At 49.1% G+C, this 25,121-nt stretch carries 27 protein-coding genes; 22 read left to right on the top strand and 5 right to left on the bottom strand.

What is annotated here, in order from left to right:
• Positions 1-9: 9 nt before the first annotated feature.
• Positions 10-1,356, top strand: coding sequence for an aminomethyl-transferring glycine dehydrogenase subunit GcvPA (gene gcvPA / locus ACRPK8_RS05540; RefSeq protein ID WP_432237298.1), 1,347 nt, complete (start codon positions 10-12; stop codon positions 1,354-1,356).
• Positions 1,349-2,818, top strand: a complete 1,470-nt coding sequence (gcvPB, locus tag ACRPK8_RS05535) for an aminomethyl-transferring glycine dehydrogenase subunit GcvPB (RefSeq protein ID WP_432237297.1) — start codon at positions 1,349-1,351, stop codon at positions 2,816-2,818. The genes gcvPA and gcvPB overlap by 8 nt, the downstream gene beginning before the upstream one ends.
• Before the next feature lie 64 nt (positions 2,819-2,882).
• Here gcvPB and ACRPK8_RS05530 read toward each other — a convergent pair whose 3' ends face one another.
• Entirely contained in the window at positions 2,883-3,263 is a 381-nt protein-coding gene (locus ACRPK8_RS05530; RefSeq protein ID WP_023467569.1) for a rhodanese-like domain-containing protein, read from the bottom strand.
• Positions 3,264-3,401: 138 nt separating this feature from the next.
• Here ACRPK8_RS05530 and ACRPK8_RS05525 point away from each other — a divergent pair, with 138 nt between their 5' ends.
• The 3 genes from ACRPK8_RS05525 (at position 3,402) to hpt (ending at position 5,356) form a co-directional block, all read left to right on the top strand.
• Positions 3,402-4,232, top strand: coding sequence for a lipoate--protein ligase family protein (locus ACRPK8_RS05525; protein WP_432237296.1), 831 nt, complete (start codon positions 3,402-3,404; stop codon positions 4,230-4,232).
• Between the two features lie 24 nt (positions 4,233-4,256).
• Positions 4,257-4,679, top strand: a complete 423-nt coding sequence (gene mntR, locus ACRPK8_RS05520) for a transcriptional regulator MntR (protein WP_432237295.1) — start codon at positions 4,257-4,259, stop codon at positions 4,677-4,679.
• Positions 4,680-4,828: 149 nt separating this feature from the next.
• Positions 4,829-5,356 (top strand): hypoxanthine phosphoribosyltransferase, encoded by a 528-nt coding sequence (hpt, locus tag ACRPK8_RS05515; protein WP_432237294.1) that lies wholly within the window; start codon positions 4,829-4,831, stop codon positions 5,354-5,356.
• A gap of 63 nt (positions 5,357-5,419) precedes the next feature.
• Here hpt and ACRPK8_RS05510 read toward each other — a convergent pair whose 3' ends face one another.
• Positions 5,420-5,821 (bottom strand): SA1362 family protein, encoded by a 402-nt coding sequence (locus tag ACRPK8_RS05510; RefSeq protein ID WP_432237293.1) that lies wholly within the window; start codon positions 5,819-5,821, stop codon positions 5,420-5,422.
• A gap of 20 nt (positions 5,822-5,841) precedes the next feature.
• Positions 5,842-6,774, bottom strand: a complete 933-nt coding sequence (locus ACRPK8_RS05505) for a DUF1385 domain-containing protein (protein WP_432237292.1) — start codon at positions 6,772-6,774, stop codon at positions 5,842-5,844.
• Positions 6,775-6,929: 155 nt separating this feature from the next.
• Here ACRPK8_RS05505 and aroQ point away from each other — a divergent pair, with 155 nt between their 5' ends.
• The 15 genes from aroQ (at position 6,930) to spo0A (ending at position 20,730) form a co-directional block, all read left to right on the top strand.
• On the top strand, positions 6,930-7,358 hold the full coding sequence (gene aroQ, locus ACRPK8_RS05500; protein ID WP_432237291.1) for a type II 3-dehydroquinate dehydratase: 429 nt from the start codon (positions 6,930-6,932) through the stop codon (positions 7,356-7,358).
• A gap of 14 nt (positions 7,359-7,372) precedes the next feature.
• Entirely contained in the window at positions 7,373-8,437 is a 1,065-nt protein-coding gene (locus tag ACRPK8_RS05495) for a M24 family metallopeptidase (RefSeq protein ID WP_035409103.1), read from the top strand.
• Between the two features lie 34 nt (positions 8,438-8,471).
• Positions 8,472-9,038: an elongation factor P gene (efp, locus tag ACRPK8_RS05490; RefSeq protein WP_432237290.1), complete on the top strand. Its 567-nt coding sequence runs from the start codon at positions 8,472-8,474 to the stop codon at positions 9,036-9,038.
• A 169-nt stretch (positions 9,039-9,207) separates the two neighbouring features.
• A complete protein-coding gene (gene accB, locus ACRPK8_RS05485; protein ID WP_432237289.1) occupies positions 9,208-9,657 on the top strand; it encodes an acetyl-CoA carboxylase biotin carboxyl carrier protein in 450 nt (149 codons plus the stop codon).
• Between the two features lie 15 nt (positions 9,658-9,672).
• Positions 9,673-11,025 carry an acetyl-CoA carboxylase biotin carboxylase subunit gene (gene accC, locus ACRPK8_RS05480; protein WP_432237288.1) on the top strand — a complete coding sequence of 451 codons (1,353 nt, stop codon included), beginning with the start codon at positions 9,673-9,675 and terminating at the stop codon, positions 11,023-11,025.
• Between the two features lie 123 nt (positions 11,026-11,148).
• The gene (nusB, locus tag ACRPK8_RS05475; RefSeq protein ID WP_432237339.1) at positions 11,149-11,550 is read left to right on the top strand and encodes a transcription antitermination factor NusB; all 402 of its coding nucleotides are present in this window, start codon (positions 11,149-11,151) and stop codon (positions 11,548-11,550) included.
• Positions 11,551-11,621: 71 nt separating this feature from the next.
• Positions 11,622-12,455: a bifunctional methylenetetrahydrofolate dehydrogenase/methenyltetrahydrofolate cyclohydrolase FolD gene (gene folD / locus ACRPK8_RS05470; RefSeq protein ID WP_432237287.1), complete on the top strand. Its 834-nt coding sequence runs from the start codon at positions 11,622-11,624 to the stop codon at positions 12,453-12,455.
• Positions 12,452-13,774 carry an exodeoxyribonuclease VII large subunit gene (gene xseA, locus ACRPK8_RS05465; protein ID WP_432237286.1) on the top strand — a complete coding sequence of 441 codons (1,323 nt, stop codon included), beginning with the start codon at positions 12,452-12,454 and terminating at the stop codon, positions 13,772-13,774. Before folD ends, xseA begins: the two co-directional genes overlap by 4 nt.
• A gap of 2 nt (positions 13,775-13,776) precedes the next feature.
• Entirely contained in the window at positions 13,777-13,998 is a 222-nt protein-coding gene (gene xseB / locus ACRPK8_RS05460; RefSeq protein ID WP_023467583.1) for an exodeoxyribonuclease VII small subunit, read from the top strand.
• Entirely contained in the window at positions 13,995-14,864 is an 870-nt protein-coding gene (locus ACRPK8_RS05455; RefSeq protein WP_432237285.1) for a polyprenyl synthetase family protein, read from the top strand. The genes xseB and ACRPK8_RS05455 overlap by 4 nt, the downstream gene beginning before the upstream one ends.
• Before the next feature lie 117 nt (positions 14,865-14,981).
• A complete protein-coding gene (dxs, locus tag ACRPK8_RS05450) occupies positions 14,982-16,868 on the top strand; it encodes a 1-deoxy-D-xylulose-5-phosphate synthase (RefSeq protein WP_432237284.1) in 1,887 nt (628 codons plus the stop codon).
• Between the two features lie 6 nt (positions 16,869-16,874).
• Positions 16,875-17,681 (top strand): TlyA family RNA methyltransferase, encoded by an 807-nt coding sequence (locus ACRPK8_RS05445; protein ID WP_432237283.1) that lies wholly within the window; start codon positions 16,875-16,877, stop codon positions 17,679-17,681.
• A gap of 154 nt (positions 17,682-17,835) precedes the next feature.
• Positions 17,836-18,285: a transcriptional regulator AhrC/ArgR gene (gene ahrC, locus ACRPK8_RS05440; RefSeq protein ID WP_432237282.1), complete on the top strand. Its 450-nt coding sequence runs from the start codon at positions 17,836-17,838 to the stop codon at positions 18,283-18,285.
• A 12-nt stretch (positions 18,286-18,297) separates the two neighbouring features.
• A complete protein-coding gene (gene recN / locus ACRPK8_RS05435) occupies positions 18,298-20,004 on the top strand; it encodes a DNA repair protein RecN (RefSeq protein ID WP_432237281.1) in 1,707 nt (568 codons plus the stop codon).
• Between the two features lie 3 nt (positions 20,005-20,007).
• Positions 20,008-20,730: a sporulation transcription factor Spo0A gene (gene spo0A, locus ACRPK8_RS05430; protein WP_432237280.1), complete on the top strand. Its 723-nt coding sequence runs from the start codon at positions 20,008-20,010 to the stop codon at positions 20,728-20,730.
• A 41-nt stretch (positions 20,731-20,771) separates the two neighbouring features.
• On the opposite strand, the gene ACRPK8_RS05425 is transcribed toward spo0A, so the two are convergent.
• Positions 20,772-21,344, bottom strand: a complete 573-nt coding sequence (locus ACRPK8_RS05425; RefSeq protein WP_432237279.1) for a dihydrofolate reductase family protein — start codon at positions 21,342-21,344, stop codon at positions 20,772-20,774.
• A gap of 675 nt (positions 21,345-22,019) precedes the next feature.
• A complete protein-coding gene (locus tag ACRPK8_RS05420; protein ID WP_432237278.1) occupies positions 22,020-22,274 on the bottom strand; it encodes a DUF2627 family protein in 255 nt (84 codons plus the stop codon).
• Positions 22,275-22,396: 122 nt separating this feature from the next.
• On the opposite strand from ACRPK8_RS05420, the gene ACRPK8_RS05415 reads away from it, so the two are divergent.
• Positions 22,397-24,052: a sigma-54 interaction domain-containing protein gene (locus ACRPK8_RS05415; protein WP_432237277.1), complete on the top strand. Its 1,656-nt coding sequence runs from the start codon at positions 22,397-22,399 to the stop codon at positions 24,050-24,052.
• A 144-nt stretch (positions 24,053-24,196) separates the two neighbouring features.
• Entirely contained in the window at positions 24,197-25,117 is a 921-nt protein-coding gene (yqiS, locus tag ACRPK8_RS05410) for a phosphate butyryltransferase (protein WP_432237276.1), read from the top strand.
• Positions 25,118-25,121: the final 4 nt, after the last annotated feature.

Here is a 25,121-nt window from a genome sequence, read left to right as displayed (position 1 = left end):
GATATTTCTATGGATTTTCGTTATTTACCAATGACAGCAGAAGATGAGCAGGCGATGTTACAAACGATCGGTGCAGCGTCGATTGAAGATTTACTCGCTGATATCCCGGCATCCGTCCGTGATAACGGTACATTGGAAGAAGTCGGTGTGCCACTTCCAGAAACAGATTTGATTCGGACGCTCTCGAAGCTTGCCGACCAAAACATGAACACCAAACAATATCCGTCGTTCCTTGGCGCTGGCATCTACGATCACTATGCGCCAGCTGTCGTCAATCATATGTTACTGCGCTCGGAGTTCTATACGGCCTATACACCGTATCAGCCGGAGATTTCGCAAGGGGAGTTACAAGCGATTTTTGAATTCCAATCGATGATCTGTGAATTGACAGGGATGGACGTCGCGAACTCGTCGATGTATGACGGGATTACAGCGTTAGCGGAAGCGGCGATGCTCGCTTGCGCTCACACGAAGAAAAAGACGATCGTTCTTTCAGACGGTGTCCATCCGGAAGCGCACGATGTCGTCCGGACGTATGCGAATGGTCCCGGACTAAACGTCGAGACGCTGTCGTTTGAGCAAGGTGTCACACGGATCGATCAACTCGATGCCATCGAAGACGTCGCCTGTGTCATCGTACAGTATCCGAACTTCTACGGTCGTGTCGAAGAACTACAAGCATTGGCTGATGCGACCCATGCACGTGGTGCACTGTTCATCGTCTCTGCAAATCCACTGGCACTTGGTATCTTAGAAGCACCAGGTAAACTTGGCGCTGACATTACGATCGGAGATTGCCAACCGTTCGGAATTCCCCAAAGCTTTGGTGGACCGACGTGTGGTTATTTTACGACGACAAAAGCGTTGATGCGTAAGATTCCAGGCCGTCTCGTTGGACAGACGGTCGATGAGAACGGAAAACGCGGCTTTGTTCTGACGTTACAAGCACGGGAACAACACATTCGTCGCGATAAGGCAACTTCGAACATCTGTTCGAACCAAGCGTTGAATGCACTCGCTGCTTCGATCGCGATGAGTGCACTCGGTAAACGGGGTATCCGGGAACTCGCAACGCGTAACTTGCAAACGGCACATGCCTTAAAACAAAAGCTGAAACAGGCTGGCTTTACGATCGTTGACGATGGACCGAGCTTCAATGAATTCGTCGTTACGCTACCAATCGACGCGACACGTGCGAGTCAACAATTGCTCGATCGCGGGATCATCGGCGGTTTGCCGTTAGGATCGTATGACGCGGCACGTCAAAATGAAATGCTTGTTTGTGCAACGGAATTACGGACGAATGAAGAGTTGGATCAATTCGTGACAGCGTTAGGGGGACTCACACATGAATGAGCAAACATTGATCTTTGAAATTTCGAAACCGGGTCGTATCGCCTATAGCTTACCGTTACCGACTGTCGATGAAGTGGCAGTCGAAGAATTGTTACCGGCTTCGATGTTACGAAAGGAAGACGTGGCGCTACCGGAAGTATCTGAACTGGATCTCGTCCGTCACTACACGGCCCTTTCAAATCGTAACCATGGTGTGGATTCTGGATTCTATCCACTCGGGTCATGTACGATGAAATACAACCCGAAAATCAATGAAGATATGGCACGCCTCCCTGGGTTTGCACACATTCACCCGCTTCAACCGGTCGAAAGTGTCCAAGGGGCACTCGGTTTAATGTATGATCTGCAAGAAAAACTCGCAGTCATCACTGGAATGGATGAAGTGACGCTCCAGCCGGCAGCGGGAGCGCACGGGGAATGGACAGGCTTGATGCTGATTAAGGCCTACCACCATGCACGCGGTGACTTTAAACGGACGAAAGTCCTCGTCCCGGACTCGGCACACGGAACGAATCCGGCATCGGCATCAGTCGCTGGATTTGATACGGTGACGGTCTTGTCGGATGAACGTGGTCTCGTTGATCTAGCAGACTTAAAGAAAAAAGTCGGTGACGATACGGCGGCACTCATGTTGACGAATCCGAACACACTTGGATTGTTCGAATCCGATATCGTCGAAATCGCAAAAGCGGTTCATGAGGCAGGCGGAAAACTGTACTACGATGGTGCGAACTCGAATGCGATCATGGGCATCGCTCGTCCGGGGGACATGGGCTTTGACGTCGTCCACTTGAACTTGCATAAGACGTTCACAGGACCGCACGGTGGCGGCGGACCAGGGTCGGGTCCGGTAGGGGTCAAACAAGATTTGATTCCGTATTTACCGAAACCGATCGTCCGCAAAGAGGAAGAGCGTTATGTCCTCGACTACGATCGTCCGGAAGCAATCGGTCGTGTCAAACCATTCTACGGTAACTTCGGCATCAACGTGCGTGCCTATAGCTATATTCGGACGATGGGTGGAGCAGGTCTCGCTCGCGTCTCGAAAGAAGCGGTCTTGAATGCGAACTATATGCTCGCTCGTCTTAAAGGTGCGTATGAAGCGCCATACGACGTCTATTGCAAGCACGAATTCGTCTTGTCGGGGAAACGTCAAAAAGCACTCGGTGTCCGGACGCTTGATATCGCAAAACGTCTGCTTGACTTTGGATACCATCCACCAACGATCTACTTCCCGTTGAACGTCGAGGAATGTATCATGATCGAACCGACGGAAACCGAGTCGAAAGAAACACTCGATGCTTTTTGTGACGCGATGCTTCAAATCGCAAAAGAGGTCGAAGAGACACCAGATGTCGTCTTGAACGCACCACACACGACGGTCGTCAAGCGGATGGACGAGACACTTGCTGCGCGTAAGCCGGTCTTACGTTATCAACCGAAACAAGAAGTACACGTATAAGCGAGTTTGAAAAAGAGGATCTCTCCGGTGAAGGAGAGATCCTCTTTTTGCGATGAACGAAGCATTAGCTCCGTTTGATTTTTCCTGACCACTGCTTGAATCCGCCTTTTAATTGATACAGATTCGTATAGCCTGCTTTTTTCAAGACTTTTGCAGCCTGTGAAGAACGCATGCTTCCTTGGCAATACAAGTAAATCGGCATATCCTTCCGTAGTTCCTTCGAGCGCATCTTCATTTGGCTGACCGGGATGTTCCGGGCCCCGACGATATGTCCACCCTTGAATTCCTGAGTTTCACGGACATCAACGATTTGTGCTTTTCGGTAGTTCGCACGGAATTCTTCCTGCGACAATTTCGTAATGCCTTTGACCGGCATGAAACGCCAAGCGATGTAGGCGATCAAGGCGACCCAAAGTACGATCGTAATGATAGTTCCAGTTTCCATATTCGACTTCCAACCCCTTCGTTCGTTTAACCTCTGTTTCATTATAGTCAACGAAATCGATTTCGGCAATCGACTCGTGATTGCGCGACTGAGAAAGGGTTTGATACACTAAGACGGAAACGTTTTGGGGGTGTTCGAGTGAACAGGAAGTGGCAAGTGTTGACGACGCCGGCAATGGAGCCGGCAATGAACATGGCAATTGATGAAGCATTGATCCAGTTCGTCGGGCGAGGAGAAGTCGCACCGACGCTTCGTTTTTATTCATGGGAACCACGTGGATTAAGCGTTGGTCATTTTCAACGGGCAACCCGTGATATCGATCGAAAGCGGATTGCAGAACTCGGCATTCCGATCGTGCGTCGGATGACAGGAGGGCGCGCTGTCTTGCATGCAGACGAGTTGACCTACAGTGTCGTCATCCCAGAAGATACAGAAGGTTTACCACGCACGGTCATCGAAAGTTACCGGATGTTGACGGAAGGAATTCGGAAAGGCTACCATCATCTCGGTATTCCTGTCGAATTTTCCGTTCCATTGACGGAAGAGGAAAAAGAGGAGCTACGGAAGCCGAAATCGGCTGTTTGCTTCGATGCAGCATCGTATTATGAACTCGCTGTCGGTAAGCGAAAGGTCGCCGGAAGCGCACAAGTTCGTCATCAAGGCGTCGTCCTTCAGCATGGCTCGGTTCCACTCTCGGTTGACGAAGGGGAATTGTTCGACTGTTTTTTGTATGAAGATGAGACGACCCGTGAACGGATGAAATCCCGCTTCTCTGGAAAAGCCGTTGCATTGAACGAGCTAGCAGGTCGCACGGTCACGTTTGACGAGGTCCGAGAAGCATTTACGAAAGGATTCGAAGATGCACTCGAATTATCATTCGTACCTTTGACATTCACGAGCGATCAGTGGCAGGAAATCGAACGTCTTGCCGAGAAATACCGTAGTGATGAGTGGAACTGGAAACGCTAATGAATGAAATGGGAAGGTGATGTCGTGCCAACTCCGAGTATGGAAGATTATTTGGAACAAATCTATAAGTTGATTGAAGGGAAAGGGTATGCGCGTGTATCGGACATTGCGGAGTCGTTAGGTGTCCATCCATCGTCCGTGACGAAGATGGTTCAAAAACTTGATCGCGAAACCTACCTCGTGTACGAAAAATATCGAGGGCTCATGCTGACACCAAAAGGTCGTAAAATCGGGAAACGTCTCGTAGAGCGGCATGCGCTGCTTGAAGATTTTCTTCGTCTCGTCGGTGTCGATGAAGAACTGATCTATAAAGATGTTGAAGGGATCGAACATCACATCAGTATCGAAGCGTTAGATAAAATCAACGGGATGATCCAGTTTTTTGCGGAACGTCCAGGTTTAAAAGAAGAATTACACCGGTATCAACAAGCCCATCCAGAGGATTGAGGCTTGTTTTTTTAGTGGTTTCCTCATAAAGAACGTCTCAGAAACGAACGTTCTATTACAAATATATGATAAAGTGCGTATTTTGGAGAGTTTGTGCTATACTGATCCTGAAAATGGACGAAGGGGGTGGCAGGTGTTCGCACCTGGTCATGGAAATCACGATTAAAGAAAAATTAGTGCCGGAATCACAACTGAAGGAAAAAGTTCGCGAATTAGCACAGCAGATCGAAGCAGACGCTGCCGGACGTCAAATCGTTCTCGTCGTCGTATTAAAAGGGTCGATGGTCTTTGCTGCAGATTTGATGCGTGAAATCAAAGGAAGTGTCCAAATTGATACCGTTGCGTGTTCTTCTTATGGGACAAAGACGGTGTCCTCCGGACGTGTCCAGTTGAAGAAGGATCTCGATCTCGATGTGCAAGGAAAATATGTCGTCGTCGTCGAAGATATCATCGATACGGGGCGGACACTCCATTTCCTATGCGATCACATGAAGTTGCACCAACCGGGCGTTTTAAAAGTCTGTACATTACTTGATAAACCAGCACGTCGGGAAGTAGAACTTGTCGCAGATTATGTCGGGTTCGAGATTCCGGACTATTTCGTGGTCGGGTACGGGATTGATTGCGCGGAAGAATATCGTAATCTACCGTATATCGGATGGGTTGAGACGGAGTGAAGCACATGAAAAAAGGAAGTTCGTCACTCGCGGCGAACTTCCTTTTTGATGTACTTTTTGCTATTAAAAAGCACGTTTTTTCTTTTTGCCTTTTTTTCCTTCGATGACAGTCAAGTGAGGTGCTTTTGAACGGTCACGAAGGGGGCGGACTTTATTAGATGCTGGTGTTTTTGAGGATTTGACCGGTTTTTTCTTGAAGTCCGTCCGGCGCACCGCATTCGAAGAACCGTGCATTTTTTTGGATTGGGCAACGGACTTACGGTATTGTGCATTCGCACCGTTTCCGACGCTTCGGTTCCGAGTCAGGAACTTAAAGAGCAGGAAGATGATTCCTGCAGTAATACCGAAGAACAATAACTGTGAAAACAGACTACTTGGATTATTGACGAGTTTATATCCAAAGCCGATAAAAGCGAACAGTAAGACGACGAGTGCAAATGTAGAACCAATGCGTTGTCTGATCATAATATCACCCCTGTTATCGATTAACCCAGTGCATTCTCATGTAGGTTATGTTCCTGTTTTTCAAGTTCTTCAAACGCATAAATCGCAACCGCGATCTGCGCATCGTCTGGCTCTTTTGTCGTTAAATACTGTAACCATAGACCAGGCAAGGCGATGACGCGAAGTCCTTTGATGTGCTGTGCTTTATTCGTCAGCTGCAGGACTTCAAAGGACAGACCGATGACGACTGGCAATAAGGCGATCCGACAGACGAGACGCAACCAAAGTGGATCCGTCGGAACGATCAGGTAGACGAAAAAGCCGACGATGACGGTGAAAATCAAGAAACTCGATCCGCATCGATAATGGAGACGGCTGCTGAGGCGAACGTTCTCGACCGTAAGTGGACGTCCTGACTCGACGCAGTTGATGACCTTATGCTCGGCACCATGGTACTGAAAGAGCCGTTTGACGAGCGGGGTCAAGGAGATCAGATACAAATAACTGAACAATAGGGTTAATTTAATGACCGCTTCAATGACGTTTTGAACGACGTGCCCTGATAAGACAGGAAATACATCAAACAGTGAGGCAAGGAAAGCAGGTAATAGCGTAAAGAGTAATTTACCGAAGAAGAACGATAGAATCCCGACGACAGCTACTCCGAGCCATTTCGTCAATGGACTGGCCGTCGATTCCTCCGGTTCTTCCTCACCCGGTTTGACGCCGTAACGATCACTTGCGAAGTTCATGTGGCTCGCACCATTCGCGGAAGATTCCATTAAAGCAAAGAGACCGCGCAAAAGGGGAATCCGTTTTCCTTTTGCGATTCGTGGTCGCACCGGTTTTTGCTGTGTAAAGGTCTCAATCGAATCATCGTTTCGACGAATCGCGGATACCGCATGGGTCGCATTTTGGAACATGACGCCTTCGACGATGGCTTGACCACCGACGGGCGGATTAGTCGTTTTCATAATAGAACGCATCCCGTCTTCATAAAATAAGGTGTATCGTCAGTGTACTTGATTTACGCTAAAAAAACTATGTTTGACTCGTTAAACCGAGGTAATCTTTAGGAGTCGGAAAAGGGCTTATGATACAATAAGAAAGAATTCGAGGAGGTGTTTTTTTGCGTGTCTTGATTTTAAACGGACCAAACTTGAATTTACTCGGAACGCGTGAACCGGATACATATGGAACGGCGACGTTAGCCGATTTAGAACAGGAGCTTCGCGCTTATTTTCCGAACATTCAGTTTCGGTTTGAACAATCGAACCAGGAAGGGCGATTGATCGATGTTCTTCATGAGGAACGTGGAGCGGACGGCATCGTGTTCAATGCAGCAGCCTATACACACACGAGCATCGCGTTACGTGATGCAATCGCTGCGATTGAAGCACCCGTCATCGAGGTTCATCTATCGAACGTCCATGCACGCGAATCCTTCCGGCATCATTCGATGATTGCGCCCGTCTGTAGAGGTGTGATCGCCGGACTCGGTATGACCGGGTATCGCCTGGCAACAGAAGCAATCCAAGCTTTACAACAATCGGAATAAGGGGGAAATCAATCATGAAACAACGAATCGAGGCGTTACAAGCGGCATTAAAAGAACGGGATCTTCCGGGATTACTCGTCACGAAAGCAGAGAACATCCGCTATATTTCAGGGTTCACAGGGTCAAGCGGTGCCTGTCTCGTAACAGAAGAGCAAGCATACTTCGTGACGGATTTCCGTTACACGGAGCAAGCGGCAGATCAGGTCAAAGGAATGGAAATCGTTCAAATCGAACGGTCGATTCCCGAGACGATGGGCGAGTTAATGGCAGGGGCACGAGTTCGTGCCGTTGGCGTCGAAAAGGATGCGATGACACTTGGTGCTTTTGAAGCGTACGATCAGGCTTCATCGATTGAGCTCGTTCCGACGACGGGAATCATTGAAAACCTACGCTTGATTAAGGATTCATCAGAGATTAAGATGATTAAGGAAGCGGTGGAGCTCGCAGACGCGACCTTCCAACACATCTTGACGTACATTCAACCAGGACGGACGGAACTTGAAGTATCAAATGAACTAGAATTCTTCATGCGTAAGCACGGGGCGACGTCTTCTTCTTTCGATACGATCGTTGCATCAGGCTATCGTTCTGCTTTGCCACATGGTGTTGCCAGTTCGAAAGTCATCGCGACGGGAGAACTCGTCACGCTTGATTTCGGAGCACTCTTAAACGGTTATGTTTCAGATATCACCCGGACTGTCGCAGTCGGACCGATCAATGCTGAGTTGCAAAAGATCTACGACACGGTCCTCCAGGCGCAACTGGCAGGGGTCGATGGTTTAAAACCAGGCATCACGGGCATCGAAGCTGACGCATTGACGCGTGATATCATTAAGGAAGCAGGATACGGCGAGTACTTCGGTCATTCAACGGGACATGGTATCGGTCTTGAGGTACATGAAGGTCCTGGCTTATCATTCCGCTCGGAAACGAAGCTTGAACCAGGCATGATCGTCACGGTCGAACCAGGTATCTACGTACCACAAGTTGGCGGTTGCCGGATTGAAGATGACGTCTTGATCACGGAAACAGGTCGAGAAATTCTTTCGTCTTCACCAAAAGAACTGATCACTCTCTAAACAGAGTGACAGGACATTTTAGGAGGAACCATTCATGGTATCAGTAAACGATTTAAAAACAGGACTTACAATTAAGACATCAGACGGTATGATCTGGCAGGTACTCGAATTTCAACACGTTAAACCAGGTAAGGGAGCAGCATTCGTTCGGACGAAAATGCGTAACATTCGTAACGGAAACATCCAGGAGATGACATTCCGCGGCGGAGAACGTGTCGAACGTGCACATATCGACCGCAACAAGATGCAATACCTCTACCCAATGGGTGAAACATACGTCTTCATGGATACAGAATCGTATGAACAATTGGAATTGACGACAGCTCAAGTCGAAGCAGCTCTTCCGTACTTGCTTGAGAACATGGAAGTTCAAATCGCGGTTTACAACGGCGAAATCCTCGGTCTTGAATTGCCGAACACGGTTGTCATGACGATTGTTGAAGCAGAGCCTGGCGTCAAGGGCGATACAGCTTCAAACGTCAAGAAAAACGCGACAGTCGAAACAGGACACATCATTCAAGTCCCACTCTTCATCGAAGCGGGCGAAAAAGTAACGGTTGATACACGTACAGGTGATTTCACAGGTCGTTACAACGGATAAGAACGAAACGACAAGACGTCTCTCACCTTCAATCAGGTCGAGAGACGTCTTTTTTTCATACGCCACGACTTGCATCCAATGGTATGACCAGTTAATATAAGTATTTGAGTAGGCATTAGCACCTGGTATAATAATTGTGAATACAGCATAGATGGGGGAAGAATGACAGATGAAAATCGATCAGTTGAAACAAGTACTCGAAATGCTCGATCAGTCGAGTGTAAACGAACTCTCACTCGAGACGGATACGTATAAATTGAAGTTGAAGAAACAAGGAGAGACGGTGACGGTTTCGCATCAAGCGCCGGCTGCACCAGTAGCGACTCCAGCTCCTGCGAAACAAGCGGCAGCACCTGTTGAGGAAGAAGCGGTTGCAGACGAGACGGTCACGATCAATGCCTTGATGGTCGGAACGTTCTATTCGCGACCGAATCCAGATAAACCAGCATACGTCAAAGTCGGCGATCAAATTGAAGTCGGTCAGGTCGTCTGTGTTCTGGAAGCAATGAAACTCTTTAATAACTTAAACTCGGAAATATCCGGAACGGTCGTCGAAATTCTTGTCGCCGATGGAGATCTTGTTGAATTCGGTCAACCACTCTTCCGGATCCGTCCGTAAACGGAGGTGAACAGCATGGAAAAATTATTGATTGCCAATCGTGGAGAAATCGCGGTCCGGATTATTCGAGCGGCGAAAGAACTCGGAATACAGACTGTAGCAATCTACTCGACGGCGGATAAGGATGCTTTGCACGTCCGCCTAGCGGACGAAGCGTACTGCATCGGTGAAGCCAGTTCTGCATCGTCCTACTTAAACGTCACGAATATTCTTGCTGTCGCGACGAATCGTCAAGTGACGATGATCCATCCGGGTTATGGTTTCTTAGCGGAGAACGTCGATTTTGCCGAAATGTGTGAAGCGTGCGGCATTAAATTCGTTGGTCCGACGTCGGATGCAATCCGTCAGATGGGGATTAAGGACGTCGCGAAGAAGACGATGATCGAGTGTGGGGTTCCTGTCGTACCGGGTTCAGATGGAACGGTCACGGACGAAGAAGCGGTCGCGCTCGCGCAAGAGATCGGCTACCCGGTCATCATCAAAGCAACAGCGGGAGGCGGCGGAAAAGGGATACGTGTCGCCCGTTCGGAAGAAGAATTGATCAATGGCTTGAGTGAGACACGCCGTGAGGCAAAACAAGCTTTCGGTAACGGGGACGTGTATTTAGAACGCTTCATCGAAGAGTTCCGCCACGTCGAAGTACAGGTACTAGCGGACCGCCACGGGAATGTCATTCACCTCGGCGAACGAGACTGTACCGTCCAGCGTCGGATGCAGAAACTGATCGAGGAAGCACCGTCGCCAGCGGTCAGTGAAGCGACACGCCTGAAGATGGGGGAAGCTGCCGTTAAAGCGGCAAAGGCGATCCAGTACACGGGAGCCGGAACAATCGAGTTCATCTTCGTTGAAGAAACAGAGGAGTTCTTCTTCATGGAGATGAATACGCGGATTCAGGTCGAGCACCCGGTAACCGAGATGATCACGGGATTCGATCTCGTTCAAGCGCAATTGCAAGTCGCGCTCGATCATCCGCTTGCCGTCAAACAAAAGGATATCAAGTTCCATGGTCATTCAATCGAGTGTCGCATCAACGCCGAGGATCCAGACCATGACTTCCGTCCGTCTGCCGGGCGTGTCACACAATACGTGACACCAGGTGGTATGGGCGTCCGGATTGACAGCGCTGTTTATCCGGGATACATGATTCCACCATATTACGATTCGATGGTCGCGAAGCTGATCGTTCATGCGGAAACACGGGAAGAAGCATGTGCGAAAATGGAGCGGGCACTGGCTGAATTTTGGATTGAAGGTGTCAAGACGACGATTCCGTTCCATGAACGTGTCTTAAGTCACCCGGTATTCCGTCGTGGTACGTTCACGACGAAATTCGCCGAGCGTGAGTTGAAAGGAACGATCGTAAACTGAATCAGGACGGGAGTTTGCACGACGAACTCCCGTCTTTTTTTGGCGTTCTCTATGTTTTTTAAAAGAGGAATGTGCTAAACTAACTGATTGAGAACGACAAAAAAAGGAGCACGCAAAATCATGATGAAACGACACATGGCACGCGAACTCGCAGTCCAATCTTTGTTCCAAATGGAACTCTCGGATCTGACTGCACAAGAGGCCATTGAATTCGCGGTAGAAGGTAAGGAATACGATACATTCGTCGAGCAATTGGTGAACGGTGTCGAAGAGAACAAAACAACGATTGATCAACACATTCGCGAAGCACTCGTGAACTGGTCGTTCGAACGACTCGGAAACATCGAGCGGACGATTCTTCGCTTAGCCGTTTACGAATTATTGTTCGAAACGAACATCCCGGTTCGAGTGACGATCAACGAAGCCATCGAATTGACGAAAGCGTTCGCAGATGAAGAAGCAACGAAAATCGTCAACGGTGTTCTCGGTAAGGTCGCGCAAGGCGTCGTCAAAGAAAATTCGTAACCCGATGTAAAACCGAATAGAGACAAACAGACAGAAGAGTGAATCGAACTTTTTGGGGGAGTGGACAAATCATGGCAGTAGTAATCGATGGAAAACAGGTAGCCCATTCATATCGTATGAAGCTGAAAGAAGAAGTCGCACGTCTGAAAGAACAGCGGATTCAACCGCAATTGACTGTCATCCTGATTGGCGAAGATCCAGCCAGCCAATCTTATGTACGTGGGAAAGAAAAGGCGGCGAAGGAAATCGGCATGGATTCGGAGTTGATCCGGCTTCCGGCAGAAACAACGGAATCAGATCTCCTTCACCTGATCGAACGACTGAACGTTGATGCGAGTGTCCACGGGATTCTCGTGCAATTGCCGTTGCCTCAGCATATCGATGAGAGTAAGGTCATCTTTGCGATTTCTCCTGAAAAAGACGTCGATGGTTTCCATCCTGTCTCTGTCGGAAAAATGATGATCGGGGAACCGACATTTTTACCCTGTACACCAAACGGGATTCTTCATCTCGTCAAAGAGATGAACGTACCGATTGCCGGTCAACATGTCGTCGTCGTCGGACGGAGTCAAATCGTCGGTAAACCGGTTGGTATGTTGTTCTTGAATGAATCGGCTACCGTTTCCTATTGTCATTCAAAAACAAAAGATCTCGGTGCGATGACGCGCCAAGCAGATATCTTGATTGTCGCAGTCGGCGTACCAAAGCTGATTACGGCAGATATGGTAAAGCCGGGCGCTGTCGTCATCGATGTCGGTGTCAACCGTGTCGATGGTAAACTCGTCGGTGATGTTGAGTTTGACACGGTACAAGATGTGGCGTCGATGATTACACCTGTTCCGGGTGGTGTCGGTCCGATGACGATCACGATGCTACTGCATAATACGATTGAGGCTGCGCGATGAGCGAACCCCTTCACGTTTCCGATTTAGTCCACTATGTCAAACGGGAACTAGAAGGCGACGCCCTTCTACAACAAGTCCAGGTGGTGGGAGAAGTGTCGAACTTTAAACGACACTCTTCCGGTCACCTTTATTTTACGTTGAAGGATGAGCAGTCACGGATGAAAGCCGTCATGTTTGCCCGGGATGCCAGTCGAGTCAAGGCGGACGTCCGCGAAGGCATGCGTGTCGTCGTCACGGCGCGCTTATCCGTTTATGTGTCATCCGGCGAGATGCAGCTTTATGTCGAACGGATGACGGAAGATGGTGTAGGTGCGCTGTATGAGGCGTTCTCGCGCTTGAAGGGGGATCTCGAAGATCGCGGTTGGTTTGATCCGACGATCAAACAGCCGTTGCCTGCTTTTCCCGAGCGCATCGGGATCATCACGTCCCCAAAAGGAGCGGCGCTTCATGACATCGCAACGACACTCCGTCGCCGTTATCCGCAGGCAGCCATCGTGTTCGCCCCGGTCCTTGTACAGGGAGCGGACGCGGCACCGCAAATCAGTCGTGCCATTCAGTTGATGAATGAGCATGCTGCCTGTGACGTGTTGATCATCGGTCGTGGTGGTGGTTCAATCGAGGAGTTATGGGCATTCAATGAGATGTCCGTCGTGACAGCCGTGTTTGAATCCCGTATTCCAATCGTCTCGGCCGTCGGTCACGAAACCGATTTTACGATCAGTGATTTCGTTGCGGACGTTCGTGCTGCGACACCAACGGCAGCGGCAGAACTCGTCACACCGGAAGCGGCAGAACTCGTCCGCCGGGTCGAGGATGTACAGCGACGTTTAGAACGAACGTATGCCCAACTTATTAAGAGTAAGCAGGAACAAGTGGCGCGTCTTTCCGCGAGCTACGGTCTGAAGTCGCCACGCGTCCTACTCGGACTAAAACAGGAACAACTGGACCGGGCGGAGATGTCACTCCAAAAAGAAATCCAGTACGTCGTAACGCAAAACCGGCAGCGGGTGGAGCGTCTTCATACACGCTTAATGCGAGTACCTGTGCGGGAACGATTCGTGCAACAAAAGGCGACGATTGAACAGTCGCGTCGCCGACTGGAAATGATTCGCCGAATTTTGCAATCGAAACAACAGCAGGTGCGTCATGTGCTCGCGCGACTCGACTCTGTCAGTCCGACGCATGTTCTGATGCGCGGCTATACGTATGTCGAACAGGATGGACAAATCGTTCGCTCCGCGAAGGCATTGACTGCGTCTTCGTTCGATATCCGCTTCCATGATGGAACGATTCGTGCTAAACGAGAGGATGGGGAATAAGGATGGAGACGGAACAATCTTTTGAAGAGGCACTAGAACGACTAGAAGAGATCGTCACGTTACTAGAAGAGGGCGAAGCCCCTCTCGAACAAGCGATGGCTCTATATGAAGAGGGCGTCAAACTGACAGCTCTTTGCCAAGGAAAGTTATCTGTTGCTGAAAAAAAACTCGATCAAATCCTGGAACAAGATGGTACGCTGCGGGAAAAAGGAGGAGCGCAATGATTGCTTTGAATGAGTGGAAACTACAAGTTGAAAACAAGATGGCAGAATTCATGGAGCGAATTGACGCACCGGAGCGGTTACGCGACTCGATGCGGTATTCACTTGATGCCGGTGGAAAGCGGATTCGTCCAGCCTTGATTTATGCTGTACTTGATGCCTTCTCGATCGATCGTTCAAAAGGGGATGCGACTGCTGCGGCACTCGAGATGATTCATACATATTCACTGATTCATGATGATCTTCCTGCAATGGACGACGACGATCTCCGTCGTGGACGACCTACGAATCATATTGCTTTTGACGAAGCGACAGCGATTTTAGCAGGGGACGCCTTGCTTACGAACGCCTTCAGCTGTCTTCTTGAGACACCGGATTCGCCTGACGTGAAGCTTGCCCTTGTTGAACGGTTGGCAGCAGCAGCGGGTGCTGCGGGCATGGTCGGCGGTCAACTCGACGATATGCTCGGCGAACGTGGCGGCATCAATGATGTAGCGGAGCTTGAGTCGATTCACCGCCGGAAAACGGGAGCACTGCTCGTCTTTGCGGTCGAAGCAGGTGGATTACTTGCCGCAGTCAGTCCGACTGATCTTGCGCACCTGCACCAATACGGGCGTCACCTTGGAATCGCCTTCCAAATTCAAGACGACATTCTGGATGTAACCGGAGATGCCGAAAAAATCGGTAAACCGGTTGGAAGTGATGAAGGGAACGAAAAAGCGACGTATCCGAAACTCCTCGGTCTTGAAGGTGCAAAACGTGCACTGACCGCTCAGGTGGAAGCAGCGGAACAAGCGATTGATGCATTATCGGTCGAAGCGACGACACTTAAGGAACTGCTCGACTTCGTGGTCAAGCGCGACCATTAAGCAGGACGACGCATCTGCGTCGTCTTTTTCTATGCTGACAATGGCGCTCGATAGATTGTTCTAGTACAATGTAGGGTACAAACCCTATAAGATTGTAAGGAAAAGAGGCGGTAAGGTATGAAATTGACAGAAATACAGGATCCGTCATTTTTAAAGCGTATGTCGGTCTCCGAACTCGAAGTCCTCGCTGGCGACATTCGACGCTTTTTGATTGAAGAATTAGCGACGACAGGTGGACACTTGGCACCGAACCTCGGTGTCGTCGAGTTGACGCTTGCGTTGCATCGTGAATTCAACAGTCCGAATGACAAGTTCGTCTGGGATGTCGGACACCAAGCATACGTGCATAAGATTCTCACAGGACGTGCGAGCCAGTTCGATACGCTCCGCAAGCATAAGGGGCTCTGTGGGTTCCCAAAACGCAATGAAAGCGTACATGACGTCTGGGAGACAGGACACAGCTCGACGTCCTTATCAGCAGCAATGGGGATTGCTGTTTCGAATGAACTGAGCGGTAAGAGTGATCGTGCAGTCGCAATCATCGGTGACGGTGCGTTGACAGGTGGTATGGCGCTCGAAGCATTGAATCACATCGGCGCAGAACAACAAAACGTCATCGTCATCTTGAATGATAACGAGATGTCGATCGCACCGAACGTCGGGGCAATGCATCAAATGCTCGGACGGATTCGTTCCTCACGGAAAGTGCGTTATGCACAAGACGAACTCGAAACGTTGATCAAAAAGATTCCGGTCATTGGCGGACGCCTTGAAAAAGGAAGCGAGAAATTGAAGGAAGCCGTCAAAGGAGCACTTGTCCCTGGCATGTTCTTCGAAGAGCTCGGCTTTAATTACTATGGTCCGGTCGATGGACACGATCTCAATGATTTGATCGAACAGCTCAACTACGTGAAAAAAGAAGAAGGACCTGTCCTGCTTCATGTCATCACGAAAAAAGGGAAGGGCTACCGCCCAGCAGAATTCGATGGTGTCGGTACATGGCACGGTCTTGGACCGTACAAGATGGAGTCCGGCGAAGTCATTAAAGGAAAATCCAAAGCGCCAAGTTATTCGTTTACGGTAGCAGACACGTTGACGAAGATGGCACGCGATGATGAAAAGCTGACATTGATCACACCGGCAATGAGTGTCGGTTCAAAACTCGATTGTTTTGAAAAAGAATTCCCAGAGCGGATGTTTGATGTCGGAATCGCAGAACAACATGCTGTGACGTTTGCAGCAGGTCAAGCGACGCAAGGCATGAAACCTGTCGTATCGATCTACTCGACGTTCTTCCAGCGTGCGTACGATCAACTCGTACACGACGTCGCGCGTCAAAATCTCGACGTGACATTTACGATCGACCGGTCAGGACTTGTCGGTGCGGATGGAGAGACACACCAAGGGGTCTTCGATATCGCTTTCATGCGCCACGTGCCGAATATCCGGATCGTCATGGCGAAGGATGAGAACGAGCTGCAGCACTTGCTTTATTCTGCTGTCAAATACGAAGGACCGATTGCCGTCCGTTTCCCACGAGGCGAAGGAATCGGTGTGCCGATGGATGAGACGTTACACGAGATTTCGCTTGATACATGGGAAGTCGAACGTGAAGGAACAGATGTCGCGATTCTTGCATTCGGACCACAAGTGCAGGATGCACTCAAGATTGCGGATCTCCTAGCGGACGAACTGTCGGTTCGTGTCATCAATGCGCGGACGATCAAACCGCTTGATGAAACGATGCTGAATGCCCTTTACGCAGAAGGCATTCCACTCGTGACACTCGAAGAAGCCGTCCTAAAAGGTGGATTCGGATCAGCTGTCCTTGAGCATGCGAATGAGCAGGAAGCATTCCCGCGCGTCAAACGCTTCGGTATTCCGGATTGGTATATTGAGCATGGCGGTGTAAACGAATTACTAGAAGAAATCGGATTATTACCTGGACAAATCGCGGAAGAAGTACGCGCTTTCGTCAATCAAGGAAAGAAACAGAGTGTGTGACGATTCATGGAAAATGTAAAGAAAATCCGCCTCGACGTTCTTCTCGTCGAGCGCGGTTTGTTTGAAACGCGTGAAAAAGCGAAGCGGTCAATCATGGCGGGACTCGTCTTCAGCGGAACGGAACGATTGGAGAAGGCCGGGGAAAAGGTCAAGTCGGATATCGATCTGCACGTCAAAGGTCAACTGATGCCGTATGTCGGTCGTGGTGGCTTTAAGATGGAAAAAGCACTCCAAGTATTCGATTTTGATGTCTCGGGTAAAACGGGTCTCGACATCGGATCGTCGACGGGTGGTTTTACGGACTGCTCCTTACAAAATGGAGCAGCGCATATGTATGCGCTCGATGTCGGTTCCAATCAGCTGGACTGGAAGCTTCGCTCGGATGACCGCGTGACGGTGATGGAGAAAACGAACTTCCGGCATGCGACGCCAGACATGTTCCCGATCGCACCACAGTTCGCGACGATCGATGTTTCGTTCATCTCGTTACGGTTGATGCTTCCGCCACTGAAGACGATCCTTGTTGAAGGAGGAGACGTCATGGCGCTCGTCAAACCGCAATTCGAAGCAGGTCGTGACGATATCGGTAAAAAAGGCATCGTGCGGGATGAACGGATTCATGTCCGAGTGCTCGATGAGATGATCGAATTCTTCATTCAGCAGGGGTTCTACGTCAAGCAGCTCGACTATTCACCGATTACCGGGGGAGAGGGTAACATCGAGTTCTTGTTACATGCGCGCCTGGGTCAAGCTGGGCTTGATCCATCCGTCCATGCGGCAGAGACAGTCAAGCAAGCGCACGCGAGTCTTTAACCGAACAGATGAAAACGAAGGCGGATCCGGTTCATGGGTCCGTCTTCCTTGTGCTTTGGTCCAATGTAAACCGTATAATAAAATGGCAAACGTGGACTTTTAATGATTTATTGGATTACAATAGTAACATCGAAGAATACTGTGAGGTGCAGGAATGACAAAGGGGCAACGGTTGATTAAGATTCGGGAAATCATTACCCAATCGGAAGTAGAAACCCAGGATGAATTGGTAGAGGAATTACGGAATGCAGGATATAAGGTGACACAGGCAACGGTATCACGAGATATCAAGGAACTCCATCTCGTCAAAGTTCCGTTGAATGATGGGCGTTATAAGTACAGCTTACCCGCCGACCAACGTTTCAACCCGCTCGGAAAATTACGGCGTCTGCTTGGAGATAGCTTCATCTCGATCGATTCTGCTCAAAATCTGATTGTCATGCATGTCCTCCCTGGAAATGCGAATGCAGTCGCTGTCTTACTGGACCATTTGAGCTGGAGTGAATTGCTCGGAACGGTGTGCGGAGATGATACGATTCTGTTGATCGCACGAAGTGAGGAACAGGCGGAAGAAGTGACGGAACGAATATTAGAAATGCTGTAAGGAGTTGACAGGATGTTAGCTGAATTATCGATCAAACAATTTGCGATCATTGACGAGCTACAGATCGACTTTAAAAAAGGGATGACTGTCTTGACTGGGGAAACAGGTGCCGGTAAATCAATCGTGCTCGATGCAATCGGATTGTTGATTGGTGGACGTGGATCCGCGGAATTCGTCCGGTACGGGGAAGATCGGGCGGAACTCGAAGGATTGTTTCTGATTGAGGACGATCATCTTGTCTATGACCTCGCGGAAGAGTACGGCATCGATATCGAAGATGGCCTGATCATCTTACGACGTGATCTGTTCGCGACCGGAAAGAGTGTCTGCCGCGTCAACAATAAGCTAGTCACGCTGACGATCTTACGTGAGTTCGGACGTGTTCTCGTCGACATGCACGGGCAACATGAACATCAGCATTTAATGGATAGCGCGTATCATCAAGCGATTCTCGATGACTTCGCGCAAGAGGCAATCGCGCCGCTTCTTCAAGCCTACCAGATCGGTTACCAAACGTATGAAGAAAAACGGACGGCTTTGCAATCGCTCGCTCAAAGTGAACAGGAACTCGCCCAACGGATTGATTTATTATCGTTTCAGACGGAAGAGATCGAAAGTGCAAAACTTCGGGCGCATGAGGAGGACGACTTACTCGTCGAACGGAATCGTCTCGCGAATTTCGAGAAGCTATATGCGTCGTTGAAGACAGCTTATGATGCCTTACATGATGAGATGCGCGGCATTGATTCCGTTGGGGATGCGATGCGTGAGTTGCAGCAAGCATCAAGCATCGATGAACAGTTTTCTCAGCAAAGTGACGCGATCGCGAGCGCCTTTTATGGACTGGAAGAAGTCGGGTACGCGATACGGGATCAACTTGAAACACTTGAGTTCGACTCCAATCGGCTCGATGAGATCGAACAACGTTTATCGGTCTTTCAACAGCTGAAACGAAAGTATGGCGCAACAATTGAAGAAGTCATCGCATACGGTGAGAAGATTCGGATTGAACTCGACACGATGACGAACCGAGATGAACGCATCGAACGTCTAAAAGATGAAGTCGAACAGCTCGAAGGCGAATTGTTCGAGATCGGTGGTCGGCTCTCGCAACAGCGCCGAAAAGCGGCAATCCAATTAAGTGAAGCGATTCATTTGGAGTTGCGTGAGCTTTATATGGAAAAAGCACGGTTTGAAATTCGTTTCCTTCAAGATGGCAAGACACCGGCGTTGCGTAAGAATGGGATTGACCAAGTGGAATTCTTCATCATGACGAATGCAGGAGAGCCGTTCAAATCGCTTGGAAAAGTTGCATCGGGCGGAGAATTATCGCGCATCATGCTTGGACTGAAGTCAATCTTCTCGCGCTCCGTCGGGGTTGCTTCGATCATTTTCGATGAAGTCGATACAGGGGTATCAGGTCGTGTCGCACAAGCGATGGCTGAAAAGATCTATCGTTTGTCAGTAGACGGACAAGTACTGTGTATCACACACTTACCACAGGTCGCTTCAATGGCGGATCAACACCTCTATATTCGAAAGATCGAGGAGACGGATCGTACGACGACGCAAGTCAACGTGTTGTCTCAATCTGATCGAGGAAATGAACTCGGGCGGATGATCTCTGGCGCACATATGACGGATTTGACGTTACGTCATGCCGAAGAATTGATGGATCAGGCGAAGACGATGAAAGAATCGCTTAAAAATGGGGTGTAAGGATTGATTAAAGTCGGGATAGCAGATGATAATCGCGAAATGGTCGAACTGATTCGCCAACATATCACTGCGCAAGAAGACATGGAAGTCGTTTGCGTCGCCTACAACGGCGAGAGTTGTCTCGAACGGATGAAAGAACACGAAGTCGATGTATTGCTCCTCGACATCATCATGCCCCATCTAGATGGGCTCGGTGTCCTTGAAGAGTTGATGAAGAAAAAGAAGAATCCTGCTGTCATCATGCTGAGTGCCTTCGGTAAGGATGAGGTTTCGCAACAGGCGGTCACGCTCGGAGCATCCTATTTCTTAGTTAAACCGTTCAGTATGGATCAGCTCGTTCAAAAAATCCGGCTTGTGACGAATCAGGGACAATCGCCGACGGTCGAAACGATTGATTTAAAAGTCGGGACGACGCTCCGAGAAGTCGGAATCGCGCCACATATTAAAGGGTTCACGTATTTAAAGGACGCCGTGTTGATGGTACTCGAACGGGAAGATTTACTCGGTTTGATCACAAAAGAGCTCTATCCGACGATCGCGAAAAAACATCAAACGACGGCTTCTCGCGTCGAACGGGCGATGCGTCACGCGATTAAATCCGCCTGGAATGAAGGGATGCAGCAGCACAAACTGTTCAATGGTCGAATCGAACAGGAGAAAAGCCCGAAGAACTCGGAATTCATCTCGTATGTATCGAATCATATGAATCAGGAGCAATCTGGTTGAAGCCATACACCGTCTGTTTTGTAGACGGTGTATTTTTTATCCTATTTCCGTTCATAACGAACGACCGACACGCCATTAGGAAACGTTCTTTCCTCCATGACGTCCCAAGTGAGAGGAATCATCCCTTGATCAGGAAACAGACGTTTACCGGACCCGATGATGACAGGATAGGTGATCAAGCGTAGTTCATCGATCAAGTCAGCTTGAAAAAGCGCGTGTACGAGTTGACTGCTGCCCCAGACATGAAACGGTGGACCATCCTGTTGTTTTAAGCGCTCCAGTTCAGAAATCGGATGCTTTAAATAAGTCGTCGGCTGCCAAAGAACAGGTCGTTCATGAGGCGTGGCGACATATTTCATAGCACGGTCGGCTGCCGGCCAGATATCGGCATGGAGTGGCCAGTAACTCGACCATTGCTCGTAAGTCGTGCGACCAAGCAGCAGGGAGCAGTCCTCATGCATCCACCCGCGGATGATCTGACCGATTTCAGGATGCTGAAACGAAGCGGTCCAGCCACCTTGTTCAAACTGGTTACTTAAATCCTCGTCCTTACCACTCGGGGCCTGAATGACACCGTCTAATGACAGGTGTTCGAATACGATGATTTTTCGCATACAAGCGCTCCTTTCGATTGTGTTCTTCCTCCAGCATACAGCAGAGATCAAAAAAAAATAAAAGCGTTTACAAATAAATATTGCATAAACTGAAATGTTTGTTATAATAAAGATACCAAATGATTTGGCAAGACGTCAGATGAACGTCGAGTCGGCGAGGACTCCGGAAATCCCGTTGATGAACATCATCTCAGAACGCCAACTGTAAATGGCTCAAGAATGCCGGACGACATTCTCTTGGTAGAAGTCGTACCAAGGTATCTTGTTCATTCTAGATGGGAAATCTCGAATGAATGGGAGCTTCCATGATTTCGAAGCTAGGGAAAAGTGGAAGGTAACGGATCGTCTAAAATGAAAAGTACAGTTCGTGAAAAGGAGTGTTGTCTAGCAGTGATTGTTAGCAACCGAATGTTTGACTGCTTCAAGCGGATGACATTACGCTCCACCTAGGTCCCGAGTACAGTCAGATGATGGAACTGAAATACCATTCTATCGTTAGCCCGATAGCCAGATCTGATTTCTTTCCACCTCTTCATTAAGAGGAACACCTAAGGTTTTGGAGTACACGAATAGTTCTACTATGAGAGGAGTTCATCCGTAAGTGAAACCAATTTTATACGAGTAAAAGGTCCCGCGCTTGAAATGAGTTCAAGAGATGGGGACCTTTTTCTGTGTTCATTTTTTTTGATAACGGTCGGAGACTTTGCCGCGCTTACGATCTCGATAAAAGACATATCCTGCAACAAATCCGATGCCACCCATCGCTAGAATCAGACCAACGATACCTTGTAAGACATATACATATGCTGCATCGCCTAAGTATTTGAACGGGACTTGAGCAATCAGAAACACGCTATCGCGCATGAGTTTAATGCCGATTGCACCGATGATACCGGGAATCAGCAACGAGAGCAAACCAATGATACGCATAGGACGCCACTCCTTTCCAAGCGTATTGTATCAAAAAATCAAACGTTCTGCGAATCGGGTTTGCTTCCCTATTTTATTCCGAGTAGGATAGAAATGTAAGCAGTTTCAAAGGGGGAATTCATATGCATCATCTACTTGTCATTGGGGCAGGTCAAGGGGGAACAGAAATCCTACATGCGTTCCAACGTTCACCGCTATTGACGGTCATCGGTCTGGTTGACACGAACATGGACGCTCCAGCAATGGCGCTTGCTCGCCGGGCAGAGATCCGCATTGAGGCCGATTGGTCGGCATTTGAAGGAACAGACGTTGATTTCATTATCGATGCTACTGGAGAACAGGGAGTACTCGAACGTCTGATACATGATTTTCCAGGCGTGGCCGTCTTACCAGGCGAATTCGTCAGGGTCTTACTCGAGCGTCTGACAGAAAAAGAAAAGATGCTCGAAGCGATCATTCATTGTACGAGCGAGGCGATTTCCGTTGCCGATCAGGAGGGGCAGACGATGCTGATCAATCCTGCCTATACACGCATGACCGGCTTTACGGAGCGAGATGTCGTTGGAAAACCAGCCAGTGCTGACATCGGGATGCAGGAGTCGGTTCATTTAAAAGTCTTGAATACGGGGGAGAATGTGCGAGATGTCCGAATGAAAATTGGACAAGATCAACGCGATATCATCGTCAACGCGGCACCTGTCATCGTCGATGGACAAGTCCGCGGTTCCGTTGGCGTCATTCGGGATATTTCGGAAATGAAGGCATTAGCGAAAGAGTTGAAAGCAGCACGCCAAAAAATTCGGACACTCGAAGCGAAGTATACGTTTGACGACATCATCGCCGAGAGTGAAGCGATGCGCTTCGTCGTCGATCAAGCAAAGCTTGCGGCAACGATGCCCGTCAACGTCTTGATTCGTGGTGAATCGGGAACCGGAAAAGAGTTGTTCGCGCATGCGATCCATGCAGCGAGCGAACGCAAATATGAACAATTCGTCCGCGTCAACTGTGCGGCGATTGCACCGACGTTACTCGAAAGTGAACTATTCGGGTACGAGGAAGGCGCGTTCTCAGGAGCGCGGCGCGGCGGGAAACGGGGATATTTCGAAGAAGCACACGGAGGTTCGCTATTCTTAGATGAGATCGGCGAATTGCCACTCGACGTCCAAGCCAAACTGTTACGGGTGTTACAGGAAAATGAAGTCGTCCGTGTCGGTGGCACGAATGCGATTCCGGTCGATGTCCGGATCATCGCGGCGACGAATGCCAATCTAGAAGAAAAAATCATCATGAATGAATTCCGCGAAGATCTCTATTACCGAATTAATCGTTTACCGATCCACATTCCATCTTTACGCGAACGACCAGACGATATCGCACCACTGACCTTACATCTGCTTCGAAAATTGAATCAAAGTTACGGACGATCGGTCGGACGGATTTCGGATGATGTACTTGAAGCTATGAAAAAACAACCGTGGAAAGGGAACGTCCGTGAACTCGAAAATGTCATCGGACGGGCTTTGATCTTTACGGATAAGACAGAGACTGTCTTACGGAAAGGGCATCTCCAACTCGTCGCGCCACAAACGACGAAAGCCACGACGCGACAAAAAAAGGAAATTAAACATTTATCGGATGAGATGTCCCACGTTGAAGAACGATTGATTCGGGAAGCGCTTACTGCCTTTAATGGCAACAAAACAGAAGCGGCGAAGCAACTCGGGATTTCACTCCGGGCGCTCTATTATAAAGTGGAACGATTTAACATCTATTCGTAAGACGCAAATTTTTGCGTGCAATATATTGCAAAAAATGCAAAAGCGTGCAAAATTAAAGACGTTCTTGCTTGTCCTACCGTCTCTTTTGATTTGGCACGAAAATTGCTGTTACTATTTATGTATGACAGGTAAGGGGGGAATACGGTGAGATTCAGTGAAATGGTCGAGCAGGCAGCTCGACTCGAAGATTCCGTCGTTGCGATTGCGGCTGCGGATGACGAAGAAGTGATGGATGCTGTCGCATTAGCAATTGAAAACGATTTAGCTCGTTTTCATTTGTTCGGGGATGCGACGCGAATCCAGAAGATGATTCAAAAACGGGCATTACGGGAGTCACAATTCGTAATCACCCATACCTCTACATCGCAAGAAGCGGCGGAACGCGCCGCCCATGCCGTTCGCAAAGGGGATGCGAGCGTCTTGATGAAAGGGCTCGTTCCGACAGCAACGTTCATGAAGGCTGTCTTGAACAAAGAAACGGGTCTGCGTTCAGGAAATGTCTTGTCGCATGTCGCGCTGTTTGAAGTACCAGGACGTGAATCGGCGATTGGATTGACCGATGCAGCGATTCATATCCAACCGTCACTCGAAGACAAAGTGAAGATCATCGAAAACGGTGTCTCCGCTTTACGGGCGCTTGGGTACGGATTACCGAAAGTCGCAGTCTTAGCTGCCGTCGAAGTCGTTAATCCGACGATGCAGGCTACGATTGATGCTGCGCTTTTGACACAAATGAACCGCCGTGGTCAAATCAAGGATTGCCTTGTCGACGGACCACTCGCACTCGACAATGCCGTAAATCTCGTCGCTGCCCAGCAAAAAGGATTAACAGGCGATGTAGCGGGTCAAGCGGATTTACTCGTCGTCCCACAAATTGAAGTCGGGAACGTCATCTACAAATCACTCATGTATTTCGCACATGCCTCGGTTGCGGCGATTCTCGTCGGAGCACGGGCTCCAGTCGTCTTAACAAGCCGTGCTGATACAGCAGAAGCAAAAATGTACTCATTGGCCTTCGCGCTATTAAATGCGCAACAGACGAAAAAAGTAAAACAAACAACCTGAGGAG

The sequence above is a fragment of the Exiguobacterium sp. TDN 0502 genome, assembly GCF_050846835.1.
Lineage (GTDB): Bacteria > Bacillota > Bacilli > Exiguobacteriales > Exiguobacteriaceae > Exiguobacterium_A.
This window is presented reverse-complemented; position numbering and strand designations above follow the sequence as displayed.

Excerpts from the sequence above, each read along its gene's own strand:
- xseB (WP_023467583.1), top strand. The coding sequence starts at position 13,777 with ATGGAGACGGAACAATCTTTTGAAGAGGCACTAGAACGACTAGAAGAG.
- folD (WP_432237287.1), top strand. The coding sequence starts at position 11,622 with ATGGCAGTAGTAATCGATGGAAAACAGGTAGCCCATTCATATCGTATG.
- recN (WP_432237281.1), top strand. The coding sequence starts at position 18,298 with ATGTTAGCTGAATTATCGATCAAACAATTTGCGATCATTGACGAGCTA.
- ACRPK8_RS05445 (WP_432237283.1), top strand. The coding sequence starts at position 16,875 with ATGGAAAATGTAAAGAAAATCCGCCTCGACGTTCTTCTCGTCGAGCGC.
- ACRPK8_RS05455 (WP_432237285.1), top strand. The coding sequence starts at position 13,995 with ATGATTGCTTTGAATGAGTGGAAACTACAAGTTGAAAACAAGATGGCA.
- hpt (WP_432237294.1), top strand. The coding sequence starts at position 4,829 with ATGGAAATCACGATTAAAGAAAAATTAGTGCCGGAATCACAACTGAAG.
- ACRPK8_RS05420 (WP_432237278.1), bottom strand. The coding sequence starts at position 22,274 with ATGCGTATCATTGGTTTGCTCTCGTTGCTGATTCCCGGTATCATCGGT.
- nusB (WP_432237339.1), top strand. The coding sequence starts at position 11,149 with ATGAAACGACACATGGCACGCGAACTCGCAGTCCAATCTTTGTTCCAA.
- accB (WP_432237289.1), top strand. The coding sequence starts at position 9,208 with ATGAAAATCGATCAGTTGAAACAAGTACTCGAAATGCTCGATCAGTCG.
- xseA (WP_432237286.1), top strand. The coding sequence starts at position 12,452 with ATGAGCGAACCCCTTCACGTTTCCGATTTAGTCCACTATGTCAAACGG.
- efp (WP_432237290.1), top strand. The coding sequence starts at position 8,472 with ATGGTATCAGTAAACGATTTAAAAACAGGACTTACAATTAAGACATCA.
- accC (WP_432237288.1), top strand. The coding sequence starts at position 9,673 with ATGGAAAAATTATTGATTGCCAATCGTGGAGAAATCGCGGTCCGGATT.
- ACRPK8_RS05415 (WP_432237277.1), top strand. The coding sequence starts at position 22,397 with ATGCATCATCTACTTGTCATTGGGGCAGGTCAAGGGGGAACAGAAATC.
- gcvPA (WP_432237298.1), top strand. The coding sequence starts at position 10 with ATGGATTTTCGTTATTTACCAATGACAGCAGAAGATGAGCAGGCGATG.
- dxs (WP_432237284.1), top strand. The coding sequence starts at position 14,982 with ATGAAATTGACAGAAATACAGGATCCGTCATTTTTAAAGCGTATGTCG.
- gcvPB (WP_432237297.1), top strand. The coding sequence starts at position 1,349 with ATGAATGAGCAAACATTGATCTTTGAAATTTCGAAACCGGGTCGTATC.
- ACRPK8_RS05425 (WP_432237279.1), bottom strand. The coding sequence starts at position 21,344 with ATGCGAAAAATCATCGTATTCGAACACCTGTCATTAGACGGTGTCATT.
- ACRPK8_RS05495 (WP_035409103.1), top strand. The coding sequence starts at position 7,373 with ATGAAACAACGAATCGAGGCGTTACAAGCGGCATTAAAAGAACGGGAT.
- ACRPK8_RS05510 (WP_432237293.1), bottom strand. The coding sequence starts at position 5,821 with ATGATCAGACAACGCATTGGTTCTACATTTGCACTCGTCGTCTTACTG.
- ahrC (WP_432237282.1), top strand. The coding sequence starts at position 17,836 with ATGACAAAGGGGCAACGGTTGATTAAGATTCGGGAAATCATTACCCAA.
- ACRPK8_RS05505 (WP_432237292.1), bottom strand. The coding sequence starts at position 6,774 with ATGAAAACGACTAATCCGCCCGTCGGTGGTCAAGCCATCGTCGAAGGC.
- ACRPK8_RS05530 (WP_023467569.1), bottom strand. The coding sequence starts at position 3,263 with ATGGAAACTGGAACTATCATTACGATCGTACTTTGGGTCGCCTTGATC.